The organism is Micromonospora palomenae, assembly GCF_007829925.1.
GTDB classification, from domain to species: Bacteria; Actinomycetota; Actinomycetes; order Mycobacteriales; family Micromonosporaceae; genus Micromonospora; species Micromonospora purpureochromogenes.
Genome location: NZ_VIXA01000005.1, coordinates 267486 through 284125, shown reverse-complemented (window position 1 = coordinate 284125; position 16640 = coordinate 267486). Strand labels below are relative to the sequence as shown.

Genomic DNA, 16640 nt, shown 5'->3' with positions numbered 1-16640 from the left:
CCGTGAGCGCATCGGTGGACCGCGAGGAGTACGACCCGCGGACCCGTCCGCTGCCGTACGAGCGCGGCACGGACGGGCCCCGGGTGGTGCTCGTCGGGGTGGACGGGACCCGCACCGCCGAGCGGGCCGCCTGGTACGCCGCCGGCCTGGCCCGCCGGCAGGGCTCCGCCCTGGTCGTCGTCTTCGTCAGCTCACCGCCCGGCTTCACCACGCTGATCCCCGGCGTGGACGCCGGCGCGCTGCAGCGCACCCACGACGAGCTGGTCGCCGAGCTGCGCCGGGAGTGCCGGCGGGGCGCGGACGAGTTCGGCGTACCGGTCACCCTGCTCTGCCGGCGCGGGGACGCGTACACCGAGCTGTGCGCGGCGGCCGACGAGACCCGGGCGGACCTGGTCGTGGTCGGGGCGTCGGAGCAGGCGGGGCACCGCCTCGTCGGCTCCGTCGCCACCCGGTTGGTCCGCACCGGCCGCTGGCCGGTCGTCGTGGTGCCCTGACCCGCCCGGCGAAAGGCACCCCGAGCCACCACTGTGGCCGGACGACCCGCCGGCGGGTCACCTGTTCGGATCCGCTCACCGTCCGTGGGGCGGCAATTGCGCTCCGGAGCGCCGAGGGGCCGGGGTGCACCCGCCCGTGATGATGCGGGTGGTCGGCCCGGACGACCCGCTCACCCTCACCACCCGGCACAACGTCGCCTACTGGCGGGGTGAGGCGGGCGACGCCGCCGGGGCCGCCGAGGCCACCGCCCAGCTCCTCACCGACCGTCTCCGGCTGCACGGCCCGGAGCACCCGGACACGCTGAACACCCGGGGCAGCCTCGCCTGGCTGCGGGGCAATGCGGGCGACCGGACCGGCGCGGTCACCGCCCTGCGCGCGCTGCTCGCCGACTGCCAGCGGGTACTGGGGCCCGAGCACACCACCACGCTCAACGCCCGCAACGGACTGGCCTGGCAGCTCGGCGCGGCCGGCGAGCACGCCGCCGCCATCGCGGAGACGCGGGCGCTGCTCGACGACTACGTCCGGCTGCTCGGCGTCGACCACCCCGACACACTGGACACCCGCCGCAACCTCGCCTGGTGGCGGGGCGAGGCCGGCGACCCGGCCGGCGCGGCCGCCGCCCTGGCGGAACTGGTCACCGACTGCCTGCGGGTGGTGGGCCCGGACCACCCGCTGACCGGCATGGTGGTCAGGAGCCTGGCGCACTGGCGGGGCCAGGTCGGGCGGACCGCCGCCGGGCGATAACCACTCGCCGGTGTCACACCCGGGAACGAGGATGTCCGGATGACCTGGAGAGCACCGGAGATCAACCGGACCAACGAACCGTACGTCGGCGACGAGCGCACCATGCTGGAAGGCTGGCTCGACTACCACCGGCAGACGCTGCTGCTCAAGTGCGCGGGGCTGACCGCCGAGCAGCTCAGGACGCCGAGCGTGGAGCCGTCCGGGCTGACTCTGCTCGGGCTGGTGCGGCACATGGCGGACGTGGAGCGCTGGTGGTTCCGGATCCGGGCCGCCGGGCAGGACATCGCCGGCATCTACGGCACGGACGAGGACCCGGACGCCGACTTCAACGCCGTCGCCGACGCCGACGCCGAGGCCGACTTCGCCACCTTCGCCGCCGAGGTCGAGGCCGCCCGCAAGGCCGCCGCCGGCCTGTCGCTGGAGCAGACCTTCCCGCGGCCGCGCCGCGACGGCAGCGCCGACGAGTTCAACGTCCGCTGGGTGTACCTCCACATGATCGAGGAGTACGCCCGGCACAACGGCCACGCCGACCTGATCCGCGAGCGCCTCGACGGGGTGACCGGCGACTGACCCCTCCCGCCGCCGGGCGTCGGTCAGCTGCCGCGCCCGGCCCGCAGGAGGTGTTCCCCGAGCGGGGTCAGCGTGTGCAGCACGGCCGAGCCGGCCCGCTGCGTGGTGATCAGCCCGGCCTGGCGCAGAGTCGACGTGTGCTGGCTGGCGGAGGCGACGGAGATGCCCACCGTCCGGGCGACCTGCGAGGTGCTCGGCCCGACGGCGATCGCGCCCAGCACCGCGGCCCGGGTGCGGCCCAGCAGGTCCGCCAGGGGTTGCCCGCTGGCCAGCTCCCGCCGAGAGGGCCGGATCGGATAGGCCAGGACGAGTGGACCGGTCGGGTCATCGAGCACGCACGGGCGCGGCACGAGGTAGGACGGCACCAGGGTGACGCCCCGGCCGGCGGGCGCCAGCCCGATCTCGTTCGCGAAGCCGCACTCGTACGACAGCTCGTACCGCTCCCCGCACGGCTTCCAGTACAGGTAGGGGCTGAGGTTGCGCAGCACCCGCTCGATGCCGGCGTCGACCATGGTGTTGCCCCGCACGGCCCGGTCGGCGTGCACCGCCGCCGTGATCGTCTCCCAGTACGGCGCCACCGCGACCTCGTGGAACGCCACCATCGCCGCCCGGAGTCGCTGCCGGGCGACCGGCTCCCCCGCGGCGAGGGCGCCGACGCGCGCCGGCAGGTCGCCGGCCTCGATCCGAGGCCGCAGCTCCGCTTCGAGCGTCGCCGTCGGGGTGGCCGAGACCTCGTCCAGGGCGGCCGTCAGGTCGCTGCCGAGGCTCGGCGGGGTGAGGAAGTCCGGAAACCACCACGGCAGCCGGCACAGGTCCAGGTAGGGGCGCATCTGCGGGCGCACCGCCGCGCGGGTGCGCGCCCGCCAGGCGGTGAGGTGCTCCGGGACGGCGGCCTCGAAGAGCCGCTGGCCGGCGGCCCCCAGCTCCAACAGCACCGACGGCGCGGAGCGCAGCACGGTGCGGCTGAGGTCCGTCGCGTTCAGGTGCAGGGTCATCACGTCCAGCACGCTAGCCACCTTTCGGCTCCGGCTGAAAGGGGTGGAGCGCGGTGCGGGCCGGCCCGGACCCTCGGTCCATGAAGAACCTGCCCGCCGCGATCGCCGCCGGCCTCGCCGTCCTGACCACCGCCGCCCCCGCGCCGGCGCTCGCCGCCGAAGCGCGCCCCGACACGTACGTCGTCTCCCGCGACCCGGGCGTGCGGCCCGAGGGGATCGCCGTGGCCGGCGACGGCACCATGTACGTCACCAGCGTCTCCGACGGGGCGGTCTACCGCGGCAACGTCCGCGACCGGGAGCTGCGCCCCTTCCTGCCGGCCGGCGCGGACGGGCGTACCCGGGCCGCCGGGGTGCACCTGGACCGGCGCGGCCGGATCTTCGTCGCCGGCTGGGACACCGGCACCCTGTTCGTGCACGCCCCGGACGGCAGGCTGGTCACCCGCCGAGTGGCCGCCGGCGCGGTCCTCAACGACCTCGCGCTGACCGACGACGCCGTCTACCTCACCGACTCGACGGGCGGCGGGCTCTGGCGCGCGGAACTGGCCGACGGACGGGTCGGGGAACTCACCCCGTGGGTCCCGGCGTCGGCCTTCCCGGCCACCCCGGGCTTTCTCAACGGGATCGTCGTCACCGCCGGCGGCCGGGTCGCGCTCGTCGCCGACCAGGGCACCGGCGAACCGGGCAGCGAGCGGCTCTGGCGGGTCGACCTGGTCGGCCGGACGGCCACGGTGGTCGAGGTAGCCGGCGGCCAGCTGGGCGCCGACGGGCTGCTGCTCGACGGCGACCGCCTCTACGGGGTGGTGAACTTCCCCGACGGCGCGGGCGGCTGGAGCTTCGCGGTGAACGTGGCGCTGCTGGACACCGACCGCCGGACGGCGCGGGTGGTGCGGCAGTCGGGAACGGCCGGCCTCGCGCAGTCGCCGACCACCATCGCCCGGGACGGCGACCGGCTGCTCTGGGTCAACAGTCAGCTCAACGCGGCCGCGCCGACGCCGCCGTTCACGGTGACCCGGGTGCCGGGGCTCTGCTGACCGGCCCCACCCGTCCCCCGGCCCGTCGAGGTGGCGCCATCACCGTGCGGGCGATGCCGCCACCTCGGCCGGACGATCCACCGCCTCAGTACGCCAGCGCCGCCCGCAGGTAGCGCAGGTCGGCCGGGCCGCCCCACCGGTGCGCCGACAGCCCGGCGGCGCGGGCGCCGCGGACCGCCCAGTCCTCGTCGTCGACGAAGAGCACCCGGGCCGGCGGGGTCTGCAGCGCATCGCAGGCCGCCTGGAAGTACTCCTTGGCCGGCTTGTGCACGCCGATCACCGAGGAGTTGACCACCACGTCCAGCTCGCCGACCAGGCCGAGCGCGGCGAGGTCGGCGTCGAGCAGGTCGGTGGCGTTGGTGCCCAGCCCGACCCGGACGCCCGCCGCGCGGACCTCTCGGACGAACGCCAGCACCTCCGGGTCGACCTCGCCCCGGTAGCGCTGCCACTGCTCGACGGCGGCGCGGGCCCGCTCCGGGCTGCCCACCGAATCGGCCAGCGCGTCCGCCACGCTGCCCACCCACTCGGCGTGGCTGACCCGGCCGGTCAGCACCGGCTGGAGCCGCCCCCACTGCATGGCAATCTCGCCGAGGACCCCCTCGGAGAGGCCGTACTCCCGCTCGACACCGGCGGCCACCGCCGGGTCCCACCGGCGCAGTACGCCGTCGAAGTCCAGCAGGAGCGCCGTCGCGCGTTCCCGAGCCACTACCCGTTCTCCTCGCCGCGGCCAGGCCGCTCGTCCTCGTCGGCCCGGTTGAGCCGTTGGCTGATCACCTGGGTGACCCCGCTGCGCATGGTCACGCCGTAGAGCGCGTCGGCGATCTCCATCGTCCGCTTCTGGTGCGTGATGACGATCAGCTGGCTCTTCTCCCGCAACTGTGCCAGCAGCGTGATCAGTCTGCCGAGGTTCACGTCGTCCAGCGCCGCTTCCACCTCGTCCATGATGTAGAACGGGCTGGGCCGGGCGCGGAAGATCGCCACCAGCATGGCCACCGCGGTCAGCGACCGCTCGCCGCCGGAAAGCAGCGACAGCCGCTTGATCTTCTTGCCCGGCGGACGGGCCTCCACCTCGACGCCGGTGGTGAGCAGGTCCTCCGGGTCGGTGAGGATCAGCCGGCCCTCGCCGCCGGGGAAGAGCACGGTGAAGACCTGCTCGAACTCGCGGGCGGTGTCTTCGAAGGCGCTGGCGAAGACCTCCAGGATCCGCTCGTCGACGTCCTTGACCACGGTGAGCAGGTCCCGTCGGGTGGCCTTTAGGTCCTCCAGCTGCTCGGAGAGGAACTTGAAGCGCTCCTCCAGCGCGGCGAACTCCTCCAGCGCCAGCGGGTTGACCTTGCCGAGCAGGGCCAGCTCCCGTTCCGCCTTGGCGGCCCGCTTCTCCTGCACCGGCCGCTCGTAGCGGACCGGCTCGGGCACCGGCAGGCCGTCGCGTTCGGCCGCCGCGACGTCCACCTGGGTGGGCGGGACGAGCTGGGCGGGGCCGTATTCGGCGACCAGGGTCTCCACGTCCAGGCCGAAGTCCTCGGCGGCCTTCGCCTCCAACTGCTCGATGCGCAGCCGCTGCTCGGCGCGGGCCACCTCGTCGCGGTGCACCTGGCTGGTCAGCCGTTCCAGCTCCGCGCCGAGGCGCTTGGCCGCGCCGCGTACCTCCTGGAGTTCGGCCTCGCGGCCGGCGCGTTCGCGCGCCACCGCGTCGCGGTGCTCCTCGGCCGCGGCGATCGAGGCGGTGAGCCGGGTGAGGGCCTCGCGGGCGCCGCCCACCACGGCCCGGGCGATGGCCGCGCCGCGGGTCCGCGCCGCCCGCCGGGCCGCGGCGCGTTCGCGCGCCGCCCGCTCGGCGGTGGCCTGCCGGGCCAGCGAGTCGGCCCGGCCGGCGATCGAGGAGACCCGCTCCTCGGCGGTACGCACCGCCAGCCGGACCTCCATCTCGTTCTGCCGGGCCCGGGGCACCATCGCGGCGAGCTGGTCCCGCTCCTCGGTGGAGGGTTCGGCGTCGATCGGAGTGTCCTCGGCCAGCCGCAGCCGCTCCTCCAGCTCGGCCAGGGCGAGCAGGTCGCGTTCGCGGGCCGCCTCGGCGCGGGAGCGGGACTCGCCGAGCCGGTCGGTCTCCGCCTTCGCGGAGCGGGCGGCGGCGCCCAGCTCGGCGAGGCGGCGGGCGGCGGCGTTGCGGTGGCTCTCCGCCTCCCGCTTGGCGGCGGCGGCGTGCTGCACCGCCTCCTTGGCGGCGGCCACCTCGGCCCGCGCGTCGACGAGCTGGTCGCGCAGCTCGGCGCTGGTCCGCTCGGCGGTGAGCCGGTTGGTGCGGGCCTCCTCGACGGCGGCCTGCACCTCGATGTAGCTGGGCGCCTTGGCCGACCCGCCGGCCGCCGCGTACGCCCCGACCACGTCGCCGTCCGGGGTGACCGCGCGCAGCTCCGGGTTTTCGGCGACCAGCTCGGCCGCAGCGGCGAGGTCGGCGACGAGCACCACGTCGCGCAGCGCCCGGTGCACGGCCGGGCGGATCTCGGCGGCGCACTCCACCAGGTCGGGCGCCCAGCGAGCGGTGTCCGGCAGCTTCGGGCGCAGGGCGTCGGCCGGGCCGTCCATGCCGGGGCCGGCGGGGCTGCCGACCAGCAGTCCGGCGCGCCCGGCGTCGGAGATCTTCAGCAGCCGCATCGCCTCGACGGCCTCGTCCACCCCGCTGACCGCGACGGCGTCGGCGAGCCCGCCGAGGGCGGCGGCGAGGGCCGCCTCGTGGCCGGGAGCGACGGTGAGCAGGCCGGCCAGGCTGCCCAGCAGGCCGGGCACGTCGCCGGCGCGGGCCAGCAGCGCGCCCGCGCCGTCCTTGCGGCGCAGGCCGAGGGCGAGCGCCTCCTCGCGAGCCTTCCAGGTGGCGGCGTCCTTCTCGGCGGCCCGCTCGGCGTCGGCGAGGGAGCGCACGGCGGCCTGGGCCTTCTCGTGCACGGCGACCGCCTCGGCGTGCCGCTCGTCGAGTTCGGCGTTGTCCCGGTCCGCCTCGGTGGACTGTTCGGCCACCGCGTCCAGGTCGGCCTGGGCCTTCTCGGCGCGGGCCAGCGCGTCGGCGTGGGCGGCGGCGAGCCGCTCGATCTCCTCGCCGGCGCTGGTGGTGCGGGCCCGGGCCGAGTTGACCTGCCCGGTGAGCCGGGCCAGGCCCTCGCGGCGGTCGGCGATCGCCTTGGCGGCGGCGACCAGTTCCCGCTCGGCGGCGGCCAGTTGCCGTTCCAGCTCCTGCCGGTGCTCCACCGCCTCGGCCAGCCGGATCTGGTCGTCGGTGAGCGCCGCGCGCAGCTCCTCCTCCTGCTCGCGGACCCGCTGCGACTCGGCCTCGAGCTGCTCCGGGTCGCGGCCGGGCCGCTCGTCGTCGGTGGTGGCGCTGAGGTGGCGCAGCCGTTCCCGGGCGAGCTGCTCGATGGAGCGGAACCGTTCCTGCAGGGCGGAAAGCTTGTACCAGGTGTCCTGGGCGGCGGCGAGCAGCGGCGCGTCCTCGGCCAGGGCCGCCTCCAGCTCGCCCAGGCGGGCCTGCACCTCGGTGTGTTCGGCCTCGACCTGCTCGCGCCGCTCGCGCAGCGCGGTCTCGTCGGCGATCTCCCGGTCGAGGGTGGTGCGCAGGGTGGCGAGGTCGTCGGCGAGCAGCCGCAGCCGGGCGTCGCGCAGGTTGGCCTGGATGGCGGCGGCCCGCCGGGCCACCTCGGCCTGCCGGCCCAGCGGCTTGAGCTGGCGGCGCAGCTCGGCGGTGAGGTCGGTCAAGCGGTTGAGATTCACTTGCATCGCGTCGAGCTTCCGCAGCGCCTTCTCCTTGCGCTTGCGGTGCTTGAGGACGCCGGCCGCCTCCTCGATGAACGCCCGCCGGTCCTCCGGCTTGGCGTGCAGCATGCCGTCGAGCCGGCCCTGGCCGACGATGATGTGCATCTCCCGGCCGATGCCGGAGTCCGACAGCAGTTCCTGGATGTCGAGCAGGCGGCAGGAGTCGCCGTTGATCTCGTACTCGCTCTCGCCGGAGCGGAACATCCGGCGGGTAATGGAGACCTCGGTGTACTCGATCGGCAGGGCGCCGTCGGTGTTGTCGATGGTGAGGGTGACCTCGGCCCGGCCCAGCGGCGCCCGCCCGGCGGTGCCGGCGAAGATGACGTCCTCCATCTTGCCGCCGCGCAGCGCCTTGGCGCCCTGCTCGCCCAGCACCCAGGCGATGGCGTCGACGACGTTGGACTTGCCGGAGCCGTTCGGGCCGACCACGCAGGTGATCCCGGGCTCCAGCTTGAGCGTCGTCGCGGAGGCGAAGGACTTGAAACCCTTCACCGTCAGGCTCTTGAGATGCACCTTCTCGATCCTCGTCCGGTGGCCGCCGTACCGTCGCCGGCTGCGCGAGCCTGGTGAACCCGCAGACTAACCCCTCGGCGGCGACCCGTCGGCACGCGACCCGCCCCGCGGGACGGCCACGGCGCGCGGACCGGACGGCGAATGGCGGAGTCGACGCCTACAAGATCGGAAATTGCGGGCGGAAAACCACGGGAGACAGAGCTGCGCGCCGGCACATAAGTGTCGGCGCGCGTTTTCGCGGTGGTGCGATTCAGTTTTTCCGGATCCCGTGGATCAGGTCAGGGCCGGCTCGGCCAGCCGGAGGAGGTCGTCGGCCTCCGCGGCGGCCGCGGCGAGCCGATCGTTGTCGGCACGCAGCCGCGTGATCTCGAACTCGAGTGCCTGAACCCTGGCCCGCAGACGGGTGACCTCGTCGAGCAGACGCCGGTCGGGCGCTGCACCTACGTGGCCGTAGAGGGCTTTCGCCATGCTGACTCCTTGATATGCGCTGCCGGAAAGGCCGGCCAACGCGCGCCCAATAACTGTCCGCGACTGCCACGCCGGCATAATCCGGGCATGACTGGGCGCGACTGGCGACACCTATATATTGAGCCGACACCCCCCTCTTCGTCAAGTTCACGCAGGCCGTAGATCATCTCCACGTCTACCCTGTCCACTTGCCGGGGGGCCGCAAGGCTCGGACACGCTCTGTCCGGACTCCTTAACTGTACGCCGGGAAATGTGCGTACGGTCACTACGTGAGTCGACATCGCCTTAACTCTTCCTTAGCCACGTTGCCGCAGTTCAGGGCACACCCGTAGCGTCAGCGCGGCCCACAACCGACCCCGTGGAGGCGACAGGCGTGTACGGCTGGACCGACCCGATCGACCCGGACGGCGCCCCCCGGCGCCCGCAACCGCCCACCGACGAGCCGCCGGCCTGGCTGACCGACCGTCCCGAGCCGCGCTCGGCGTACCTCTTCGGCGACGAGCCGGAGCAGCCGGTCGACGACCTGGCGGACGCCCCGACCGCGCAGTGGCGTACCGAACCGGACGCGCCGACCGCGCAGTGGCGTACCGAACCGGACGACCGGCCGTACGCGTGGACCGACCGGACCCCGGCCGGCCCGCCGAGCGGTCACCTCGACCCGGCGGCGTACCCGGACGCGCCCGGCGCCCCCTTCGCGCCCGCTCCCGAGTTCGCCCCGCCCGCCGACTGGCGGCACGCCACCGGCGGCCTGCGGGCCGTGGACGCCGAGCCGTCGGCCGAGGGGCAGGGCCGGCACCGGCAGCGGAGCCGGTTCCCGCGCCCGCTGGTCATCGGTGGCGCCGCCGCGGCCGCCACGCTGGTGGTGAGCCTCGGCGTGGGCGCCCTGGCGCTGGCCGATGGCGCCGGCGGAGCGGCCGACCCGACCTCCGTCGACGACACCGTCGCCGCCGCCCCGCTGGCGCCGGACGCCGGGACCCCCGCCGACGCGCTGGCCGGCACCGCCACCGCCTCCCCCACCGCCTCGCCGACCACCGCCCGCCCGACCCCGTCGCCGAGCCGGACGGTCAAGCCGACGCCCGCGCCGAAGCGGACCACGGCCGCGTCCCGGCAGAGCACCCGGACCAGCAGCGCGTCGACCCCCAACTCCGTCAGCCCCGGCGTCAGCAGCCAGGCGCAGCAGGTCGTCGACCTGGTCAACGCCGAACGGGCCAAGGCCGGCTGCGGGAAGGTGAGCATCGACGACAAGCTGATGCTGGCCGCCCAGCGGCACAGCCAGGACCAGGCCGACCACCGGACCATGTCGCACACCGGCAGCGACGGCAGCAAGGCCGGCGACCGACTGAACCGGGTCGGCTACACCTGGCGCACCTACGGCGAGAACGTGGCCTGGAACCAGCAGACCCCGGCCGAGGTCATGCGGGCCTGGATGAACAGCCAAGGTCACCGGGAGAACATCCTCAACTGCACGTTCACCGAGATCGGCGTCGGCGTGGCCAGCAGCAACGGGCCGTACTGGACCCAGGTCTTCGCCACCCCGCGCTGAGGCGTACCGCGGGCGCCCCCGTCCACGACGCGACCGCGTCGTCGGCGGGGGCGTCTCGTTTGACCGGGTGAGGTGCGCCGTGCGGGACGGCGCGGGGCGGTGTCGCGCCGCCCGACGACCCGGGAGCTGCCGATGCGGATCCGGCTGCCAGCGTCCGCGCGGCGGAGCAGGCCGCTGCCGAGCGCCGCGCACCGGCGACCGCCGGCCCGGCGCGGCGTCCGCCGGGCCCTGCCGGCCGCCGTCGCGCTCACCCTGCTGACCCCCGCCTGCCACACCCCGCTGGTCCCGCCGGGCGCGCCGACGCCGTGGCCGACCGCGTACGCGCACCGGTGGCAGTGGCAGTGGCAGCTCGAGGGGCCGGTCGACACGGACGTCGCGGCGGACGTCTTCCTGCTCGACCCGGTACGGACCACCGCCGCCGAGACCTCCGCGCTGCGCGGACGGGACCGCCGGCTGGTCTGCCAGGTGCACGTCGGCTCGTACGCCGGCACCGACCCGGACGCCACCCGCTTCCCGACGGCGGTGCGGGGCAACCCCACCGGCCGGGCGCAGCGTCGCTGGCTCGACGTACGCCGGTGGGACGTGCTGGAGCCGGTGCTGGCCGACCGGTTCCGGCTCTGCCGGGGCAAGGGCTTCGGCGCGGTGGCGCTGGCCGACGCCGACGGGTACGCCCACCGCTCCGGCTTCCCGCTCGGCTACGACGAACAACTGACGTTCAACCGGCGGCTGGCGGTGCTGGCCCGCTCCCTCGACCTCTCGCCCGGCCTGATGAACGACGTGGGCCAGGTGGCCGCGCTCGCGCCCGACTTCGACTTCGCGGTCGTCGAGGAGTGCGTCCGGCTGAGGGTCTGCGCCAAGCTGCTGCCGTTCGCCGACGCGGACAAGCCGGTCTTCCACGTCGAGTACACCGGGCACACCGCGACGTTCTGCGTGACCACCCTCGGGTACGGCTTCGCCTCCATCCGCAAGAACCGGTCGCTGGACGCCTGGCGCGACCCCTGCCAGCTCCCCTGACGCCGCGAGGGGCCCCTGCTGCGGCAGGGGCCCCTCGGCGGGGATTCAGCGGGCGCCGACCAGCTCCGGGGTCGGAGCGGGCGGGTCGGCCGGCGGGGCCGCCTGCTTCTGCCGCAGGAAGCGCGGGGCCCACCAGTTGGCGTCGCCGAGCAGCGTCATCAGTGACGGCAGCACCACCGCCCGGATGATCGTGGCGTCCAGCAGGATCGCGGCGGCCAGCCCGACGCCGAGCTGCTTCATGTCGATCGTGCTGAGCGAGGCGAAGATCCCGAACACCCCGACCATGACGATGGCCGCGCTGGTCACCACGCCCGCCGACGAGGTGATCCCGTACGCCACCGCGTCGCGGTTCGACATGCCGGCCCGGACCCCCTCGCGGATCCGGCTGACCACGAAGACGTGGTAGTCCATGGAGAGCCCGAAGAGCACCACGAAGAGGAAGAGCGGCAGCCAGGAGACGATCGCCCCCATCGAGGTGAACCCGAGCAGCCCCTCCGCCCAGGTGCCCTGGAAGACCAGCACCAGCAGGCCGTACGCGGCGCCGGCGGAGAGCAGGTTGAGCACGATCGAGGTGAGCGCGACCACCACCGAGCGGAACGTCAGCACCATCACCGCGAAGGTCAGCGCCAGCACGAAGGCCATCACGATCGGCAGCTTCTCCCCGATGTGCCGGGCGTAGTCCTGGTTGCCGGCGACCTCGCCGCCGACCGCGTACTCGACGCCGGGGATGCCCTTGAGCGCCGCCGGCAGCAGGTCGTCGCGGAGCTCGTCCAGCGAGCGCGCCGCCTGGTCGGACCGGCCGGCGTACGGGGTGGCCAGCTCCAGCACCGACACCCGCCGGTCGGCCGACACCTCGATCTTCGGGCCGTCCGCCTCGACCGGGGCGAACAGCGGGTCGGCGCCGGCTCGTCCGGCCAGCTCGGTCAGCGCGGCGCGCACCCGGTCGGCCTGCTCGGCGGGCGCCCGTACGGCCACCTGGTGGCTGGTGCCGGTGCTCGGGAAGGCGGCGGTGAGCCGGTCGTACGCCTGCATCGCCGGCGTGGTGCGCGGCAGGTCCTCCATGCCGGGGAAGTTCAGCTTCATGCCCAGCGCGGGCGCGGCCAGGGCGAGCAGCAGCCCGACCGAGACGACCAGGGTGGCCAGCGGCGCCCGCAGCGCGGGGCGCAGCACGGCGGGCCAGAAGCGCGGCGTCGCCGGCCGGCCGTCCGGCCCGGTACGCGGGGCGGTGAGCCGCCAGAGCAGCGGCACCCGGGGCCGGTCGACCCAACGGCCGAGCTTGGCCAGCAGCGCCGGCAGCACGGTCAGCGAGCCGGTCACGGCGACCGCCACCACCAGGATCGAACCGACCGCGAGGGAGGAGAAGACCGCGTCGTTGGCGAGCAGCAGCCCGGCCATCGAGATGATCACGGCGAAGCCGGAGACCACCACCGCGTGCCCGGACGTCTCCGCCGCGATCTCCACCGCGTCGAGCCCGGAGCGTCCCTTGGCCCGTTCCTCCCGTTCCCGGCGGACGTAGAACAGCGAGTAGTCGACGCCGACGGCCATGCCGATCAGCAGGATCACGCTGGCCGTGGTGTCGGTGGCCGGCACCAGGTGCGAGGCCAGGGTGGACAGCCCCATGGCGGCGGCCACCGAGGAGAGCGCCAGCAGCACCGGCACGCCGGCGGCGATCAGCGCGCCGAACGCGACGATCAGGATGGCCAGGGTGACCGGCAGGCTGAGCAGCTCGGCCCGCTTGAAGTCCTTGCCCAGGGTCTCGTCCAGCGCCTGGCTGATCGACGGCCCGCCGACCTCCTCGACGCGCAGCTGCGGGTGGGTCGCCTGGACCTCGGCGGTGGCGTCGCGCAGCGGCTGCACCCGGTCGGACGCGTCCTCGCGTTCGCCGGACATGGTGATCGGCAGCAGCAGGGCGTCGCCGTCGTGGGACGGCACCGGGGTGCCCACCGACGCGACCCCGGCGACCTGCCGGAGCCGGTCGGCGGCGTCGGCCGCCGCGCGCTGCGCCGCGGCCTGGTCCAGCGCCCCGGCCCGGGAGGTGATCAGGATGTTCTCGACCGCCGGGTCGGCGAAGTCCCCCTCGGTGACGATCGCCTCGGCGCGGCCGGACTCCCCCACCGCCTGGTCGGCGCTCGTCGCCTCCTTCATGCCGGCGGCGTTGCCCCCGACGAAGCACACCGCCACGAACACCACCCAGAGCGCGATCGCGCGCCACGGGTGCTCGGCGCTCCACCGCGCCACCCGCACCGTCACCGGTCTCCTGCCCATCTCCCGGGCCCCCCTCCACGCGTCGGCCCCCTGCCGACCGTGTCGACGCTAGGGACAACGGCGGGCGCGGACATCGGGGATCGGCCCCGGCTCGTCCCGGACGCGGCGAAAGCCGCCCGTGCGGGTGATCGGAGCGGACGGCCGGGCAAACCGGGCGGATCTGCGGGACGCCGGGGGACGGCACACCGGCGCAACCCCGAGCCGGCTCGGGGTCACCCCTTCAGGGCGCCCCGGGGCCGCGGCTGACACCGCGGGCAGCTGAACGACGACCGGTTCATGAACGACTCGCGCCGGATCGGCGTACCGCACCGGCGGCAGGGCTCACCCTCCCGGCCGTACGCGTTGAGCGACCGGTCGAAGTAGCCGCTCTCGCCGTTGACGTTGACGTAGAGCTCGTCGAAGCTGGTGCCGCCCTGCTTGATCGCCTCGCCGAGGACGTCGCGGACGTGGCCGAGCAGCCGGGTGGCCGCCGGCGCGGTCAGCGCGTCGGTCGGGCGGGCGCCGTGCAGCTTCGCCCGCCAGAGCGCCTCGTCGGCGTAGATGTTGCCCACCCCGGAGATCAGCGTCTGGTCCAGCAGCGCCCGCTTCACCTCGGTACGCCGTCGCCGCAGCGCCGCGACGAACCCGGCGTCGGAGAACTCCTCGTCCATCGGGTCCCGCGCGATGTGCGCGATCTCCGCGGGCAGCTCGGCGCCCCCCTCGCTGACCGAGAGGCCACCGAAGGTGCGCTGGTCGACGAAGCGCAGCTCCGGGCCGTCGTCGGCGAACCGGAACCGGACCCGCAGGTGCAGCTCGTCGGCCGCCGCGATCGGCTGGAGCAGCAGTTGGCCGGACATCCCGAGGTGGCCGATCAGGGCGTCGCCGCTGTCCAGCGGGAGCCAGAGGTACTTGCCGCGCCGGCGCACGTCGGTGACCGTACGACCGGTCAGCACGTCGGCGAAGTGACCCGCGCCGGGGACGTGCCGCCGGACGGCGCGCGGGTGGCGTACCTCGACCGAGGTGATCCGGCGGCCGGTGACCCACTGGGCCAGGCCCTGCCGGACCGTCTCGACCTCGGGCAGCTCAGGCACGGCCCAGCCCCGCCTCGGCCGGGTCGGTGGCCGCCCCGGCCTCCGCCGCCGCCCGCTCGGCCCGCTCCTGCTCGGCCCGCTCGGCCTGCTCCTTCTCGGCCTGCTCGGTCAGCTCCCGCCAGGCCGCCTCGGCCGCCCGCTGCTCGGCCTCCTTCTTGCTGCGCCCCTCGGCCCCGCCGTAGCGGTTGCCGGCCACCACCACCCAGGCCGTGAAGGTCTTGAGGTGGTCCGGTCCGGTGCCCTCGATGCGGTACTCCGGGACGCCCAGCCCCAGCGCGGCGGTGAGCTCCTGGAGGCTGGTCTTCCAGTCCAGCGCGGCGCCCCGGCCGGCCGACTCCGCCATCAGCGGGTCGAAGAGCCGGTGAATGACGATCGCGGCGGTCTCCAGGCCGTACTGGAGGTAGATCGCGCCGAGCAGCGCCTCCAGGGTGTCGGCGAGGATGCTCGCCTTGTCCCGGCCGCCGGTGCTCTCCTCGCCCTTGCCCAGCAGCAGGTACGCGCCGAGCCCGTCCGGCCCCAGGCCGCGCGCCACGTCGGCCAGCGCGCGCATGTTCACCACGCTGGCCCGCAGCTTGGCGAGCTGCCCCTCGGGCAGGTCCGGGTGGTTGCGGAAGAGCGCGGTGGTGATCACCACCCCGAGCACCGAGTCGCCGAGGAACTCCAGCCGCTCGTTGGTGGGCAGACCACCGTTCTCGTACGCGTACGAGCGGTGGGTGAGCGCGCGCTCCAGCAGTTCGGGGTCGAGCGTCACACCGAACGCCGCCTCGAGGTGACCGACGGGTGCACGCCGCCGCTTGTCGTTCGTCATGTGCCTACCTCTTCGTTCGGGACTGCCGGGGGCGCGAACCCCGTTCTCGCGCTCACGGGCGTACCTCGTCGATGCGGTCCACGGCCGGCGACCCGACGGCGGCGCCGTCGAGCAGCGCGCGGACCCGGTCGCTGGCGCCCCGCCGCCACAGGTGGGCGGCGAGGGCGATGCCGGAGGCCACGTCCTCGGCCCCGGCGGCGCCGTGGCACACCACCACCGTCCCGGCCACCCCGAGCAGGGCCGCCGCGCGGGGGGCACCGCCGCCGGCGGGCGGGCCGCCGGCCATCGCGTACGCGCCCTCGATCGCCTTGAGCAGCACGTTACCGGTGAACCCGTCGGTGACCACCACGTCGGCGCGCGCGCCGAGCGCGACGTCGTACCCCTCGACCAGGCCGACGTAGCGCGCCCCGCAGGGCAGCGACGCGGCGGTGAGCAGGGCGTCGGCGGCCTTGCGGGGACGGTCGCCCTTGCCGGCCTCCGTGCCGACCGAGAGCAGGCCGACCCGGGGCCGGTCGACGGCGTGCGCGACCGCGGCGTAGGCGGCGCCGAGCACGGCGTGCCGGGCGAGGGTGAGCGGGCGGGGTTCCAGGGAGCCGCCGACGTCGAGCAGGACCACCGGGCCGGCGACGGCCGGCAGGGTGGCCACCAGGGCCGGCCGGCGGACGTCGGCCCAGCGGCCGAAGCCGAGCGCGGCGGCGGAGACGGTGGCGCCGGTCGAACCGGCGGAGACCAGCGCGTCGGCGGCGCCGTCGCGGATGGCGGCGACGGCCGCGCGGACGGTGCTGTCGGCGCGCGGCGCGTGGTGCGCCGGGCCGGCGGCGGCCCGCACCGGGCGGACCGTCGTCCGGGCGCGCTGCGCCGGGGTGAGGGCGTCGGTCACCGCGGCCGCGACCTCGGTCGGGCCGACGAGCAGCAGGTGCAGGTCCGGATCGGCGCGTACGGCTCGCAGAGCGCCGTCAACCACGACGGCGGGGGCATCGTCCCCGCCGAGGAGGTCAACGGCGATCCGCGCGGTGCCCGGCTCCATCGGAACGCCGGCCGGAGCAGGCCGGCCGGCGTCGGAAGGAGCCGGGGCACCGGGCGATCGCCAGGGTGCGCGCGCCACCCGACCCGTGGTCGGGGGCGTCACTCGGCGTCCAGGTCTCAGACCTCGAGGACCTGGCGGCCGTTGTACGTGCCGCAGACGGAGCACGCGGCGTGCGGCAGCTTGGCCGACTTGCACTGCGGGCAGGCCACGGTCGCGACCACGGCCGCCTTCCAGTTCGCCCGGCGGGACCGGGTGTTGCTGCGCGACATCTTGCGCTTCGGGACGGCCACGGT

The 16640-nt window shown here is 75.1% G+C and carries 15 protein-coding genes; 6 read left to right on the top strand and 9 right to left on the bottom strand.

The window, feature by feature from the left end; genetic code table 11:
- Positions 1-2 precede the first annotated feature (2 nt).
- The 3 genes from FHX75_RS28270 (at position 3) to FHX75_RS28260 (ending at position 1809) form a co-directional block, all read left to right on the top strand.
- Positions 3-494, top strand: coding sequence for a universal stress protein (locus FHX75_RS28270; RefSeq protein WP_211364623.1), 492 nt, complete (start codon positions 3-5; stop codon positions 492-494).
- A gap of 124 nt (positions 495-618) precedes the next feature.
- A complete protein-coding gene (locus FHX75_RS28265) occupies positions 619-1239 on the top strand; it encodes a tetratricopeptide repeat protein (protein WP_246158759.1) in 621 nt (206 codons plus the stop codon).
- 39 nt (positions 1240-1278) lie between these two features.
- Positions 1279-1809 carry a DinB family protein gene (locus tag FHX75_RS28260; RefSeq protein ID WP_154943414.1) on the top strand — a complete coding sequence of 177 codons (531 nt, stop codon included), beginning with the start codon at positions 1279-1281 and terminating at the stop codon, positions 1807-1809.
- Positions 1810-1832: 23 nt separating this feature from the next.
- Here FHX75_RS28260 and FHX75_RS28255 read toward each other — a convergent pair whose 3' ends face one another.
- Positions 1833-2816 (bottom strand): ArsR/SmtB family transcription factor, encoded by a 984-nt coding sequence (locus FHX75_RS28255; protein WP_246158756.1) that lies wholly within the window; start codon positions 2814-2816, stop codon positions 1833-1835.
- 68 nt (positions 2817-2884) lie between these two features.
- Between FHX75_RS28255 and FHX75_RS28250 the strand changes: the two genes are divergently transcribed.
- Positions 2885-3835, top strand: a complete 951-nt coding sequence (locus FHX75_RS28250; RefSeq protein WP_154943413.1) for an SMP-30/gluconolactonase/LRE family protein — start codon at positions 2885-2887, stop codon at positions 3833-3835.
- An 85-nt stretch (positions 3836-3920) separates the two neighbouring features.
- Here FHX75_RS28250 and FHX75_RS28245 read toward each other — a convergent pair whose 3' ends face one another.
- The 3 genes from FHX75_RS28245 to FHX75_RS28235 form a co-directional block, all read right to left on the bottom strand.
- Positions 3921-4541 (bottom strand): HAD family hydrolase, encoded by a 621-nt coding sequence (locus tag FHX75_RS28245; RefSeq protein WP_154943412.1) that lies wholly within the window; start codon positions 4539-4541, stop codon positions 3921-3923.
- Positions 4541-8152 (bottom strand): chromosome segregation protein SMC, encoded by a 3612-nt coding sequence (smc, locus tag FHX75_RS28240; RefSeq protein WP_154943411.1) that lies wholly within the window; start codon positions 8150-8152, stop codon positions 4541-4543. Before smc ends, FHX75_RS28245 begins: the two co-directional genes overlap by 1 nt.
- Positions 8153-8425: 273 nt before the next feature.
- The gene (locus FHX75_RS28235) at positions 8426-8620 is read right to left on the bottom strand and encodes a hypothetical protein (RefSeq protein ID WP_007456482.1); all 195 of its coding nucleotides are present in this window, start codon (positions 8618-8620) and stop codon (positions 8426-8428) included.
- A gap of 358 nt (positions 8621-8978) precedes the next feature.
- Here FHX75_RS28235 and FHX75_RS28230 point away from each other — a divergent pair, with 358 nt between their 5' ends.
- Together FHX75_RS28230 and FHX75_RS28225 are read left to right on the top strand one after the other, a co-directional pair.
- Entirely contained in the window at positions 8979-10163 is a 1185-nt protein-coding gene (locus FHX75_RS28230) for a CAP domain-containing protein (protein WP_211364622.1), read from the top strand.
- Between the two features lie 132 nt (positions 10164-10295).
- On the top strand, positions 10296-11177 hold the full coding sequence (locus FHX75_RS28225; protein ID WP_154943410.1) for an endo alpha-1,4 polygalactosaminidase: 882 nt from the start codon (positions 10296-10298) through the stop codon (positions 11175-11177).
- A gap of 45 nt (positions 11178-11222) precedes the next feature.
- Here FHX75_RS28225 and FHX75_RS28220 read toward each other — a convergent pair whose 3' ends face one another.
- From FHX75_RS28220 to rpmF, 5 genes are all read right to left on the bottom strand, one after another.
- A complete protein-coding gene (locus FHX75_RS28220) occupies positions 11223-13442 on the bottom strand; it encodes an MMPL family transporter (protein ID WP_154943409.1) in 2220 nt (739 codons plus the stop codon).
- Positions 13443-13654: 212 nt separating this feature from the next.
- Entirely contained in the window at positions 13655-14512 is an 858-nt protein-coding gene (mutM, locus tag FHX75_RS28215; protein WP_154943408.1) for a bifunctional DNA-formamidopyrimidine glycosylase/DNA-(apurinic or apyrimidinic site) lyase, read from the bottom strand.
- Complete coding sequence (rnc, locus tag FHX75_RS28210) at positions 14505-15320, bottom strand: ribonuclease III (RefSeq protein WP_154943406.1); 816 nt, start codon at positions 15318-15320, stop codon at positions 14505-14507. The genes mutM and rnc overlap by 8 nt, the downstream gene beginning before the upstream one ends.
- A 52-nt stretch (positions 15321-15372) precedes the next feature.
- On the bottom strand, positions 15373-16347 hold the full coding sequence (locus FHX75_RS28205; protein ID WP_154943404.1) for a phosphate acyltransferase PlsX: 975 nt from the start codon (positions 16345-16347) through the stop codon (positions 15373-15375).
- A gap of 116 nt (positions 16348-16463) precedes the next feature.
- Positions 16464-16637, bottom strand: a complete 174-nt coding sequence (gene rpmF, locus FHX75_RS28200; RefSeq protein WP_088963525.1) for a 50S ribosomal protein L32 — start codon at positions 16635-16637, stop codon at positions 16464-16466.
- Between the last annotated feature and the right edge of the window lie 3 nt (positions 16638-16640).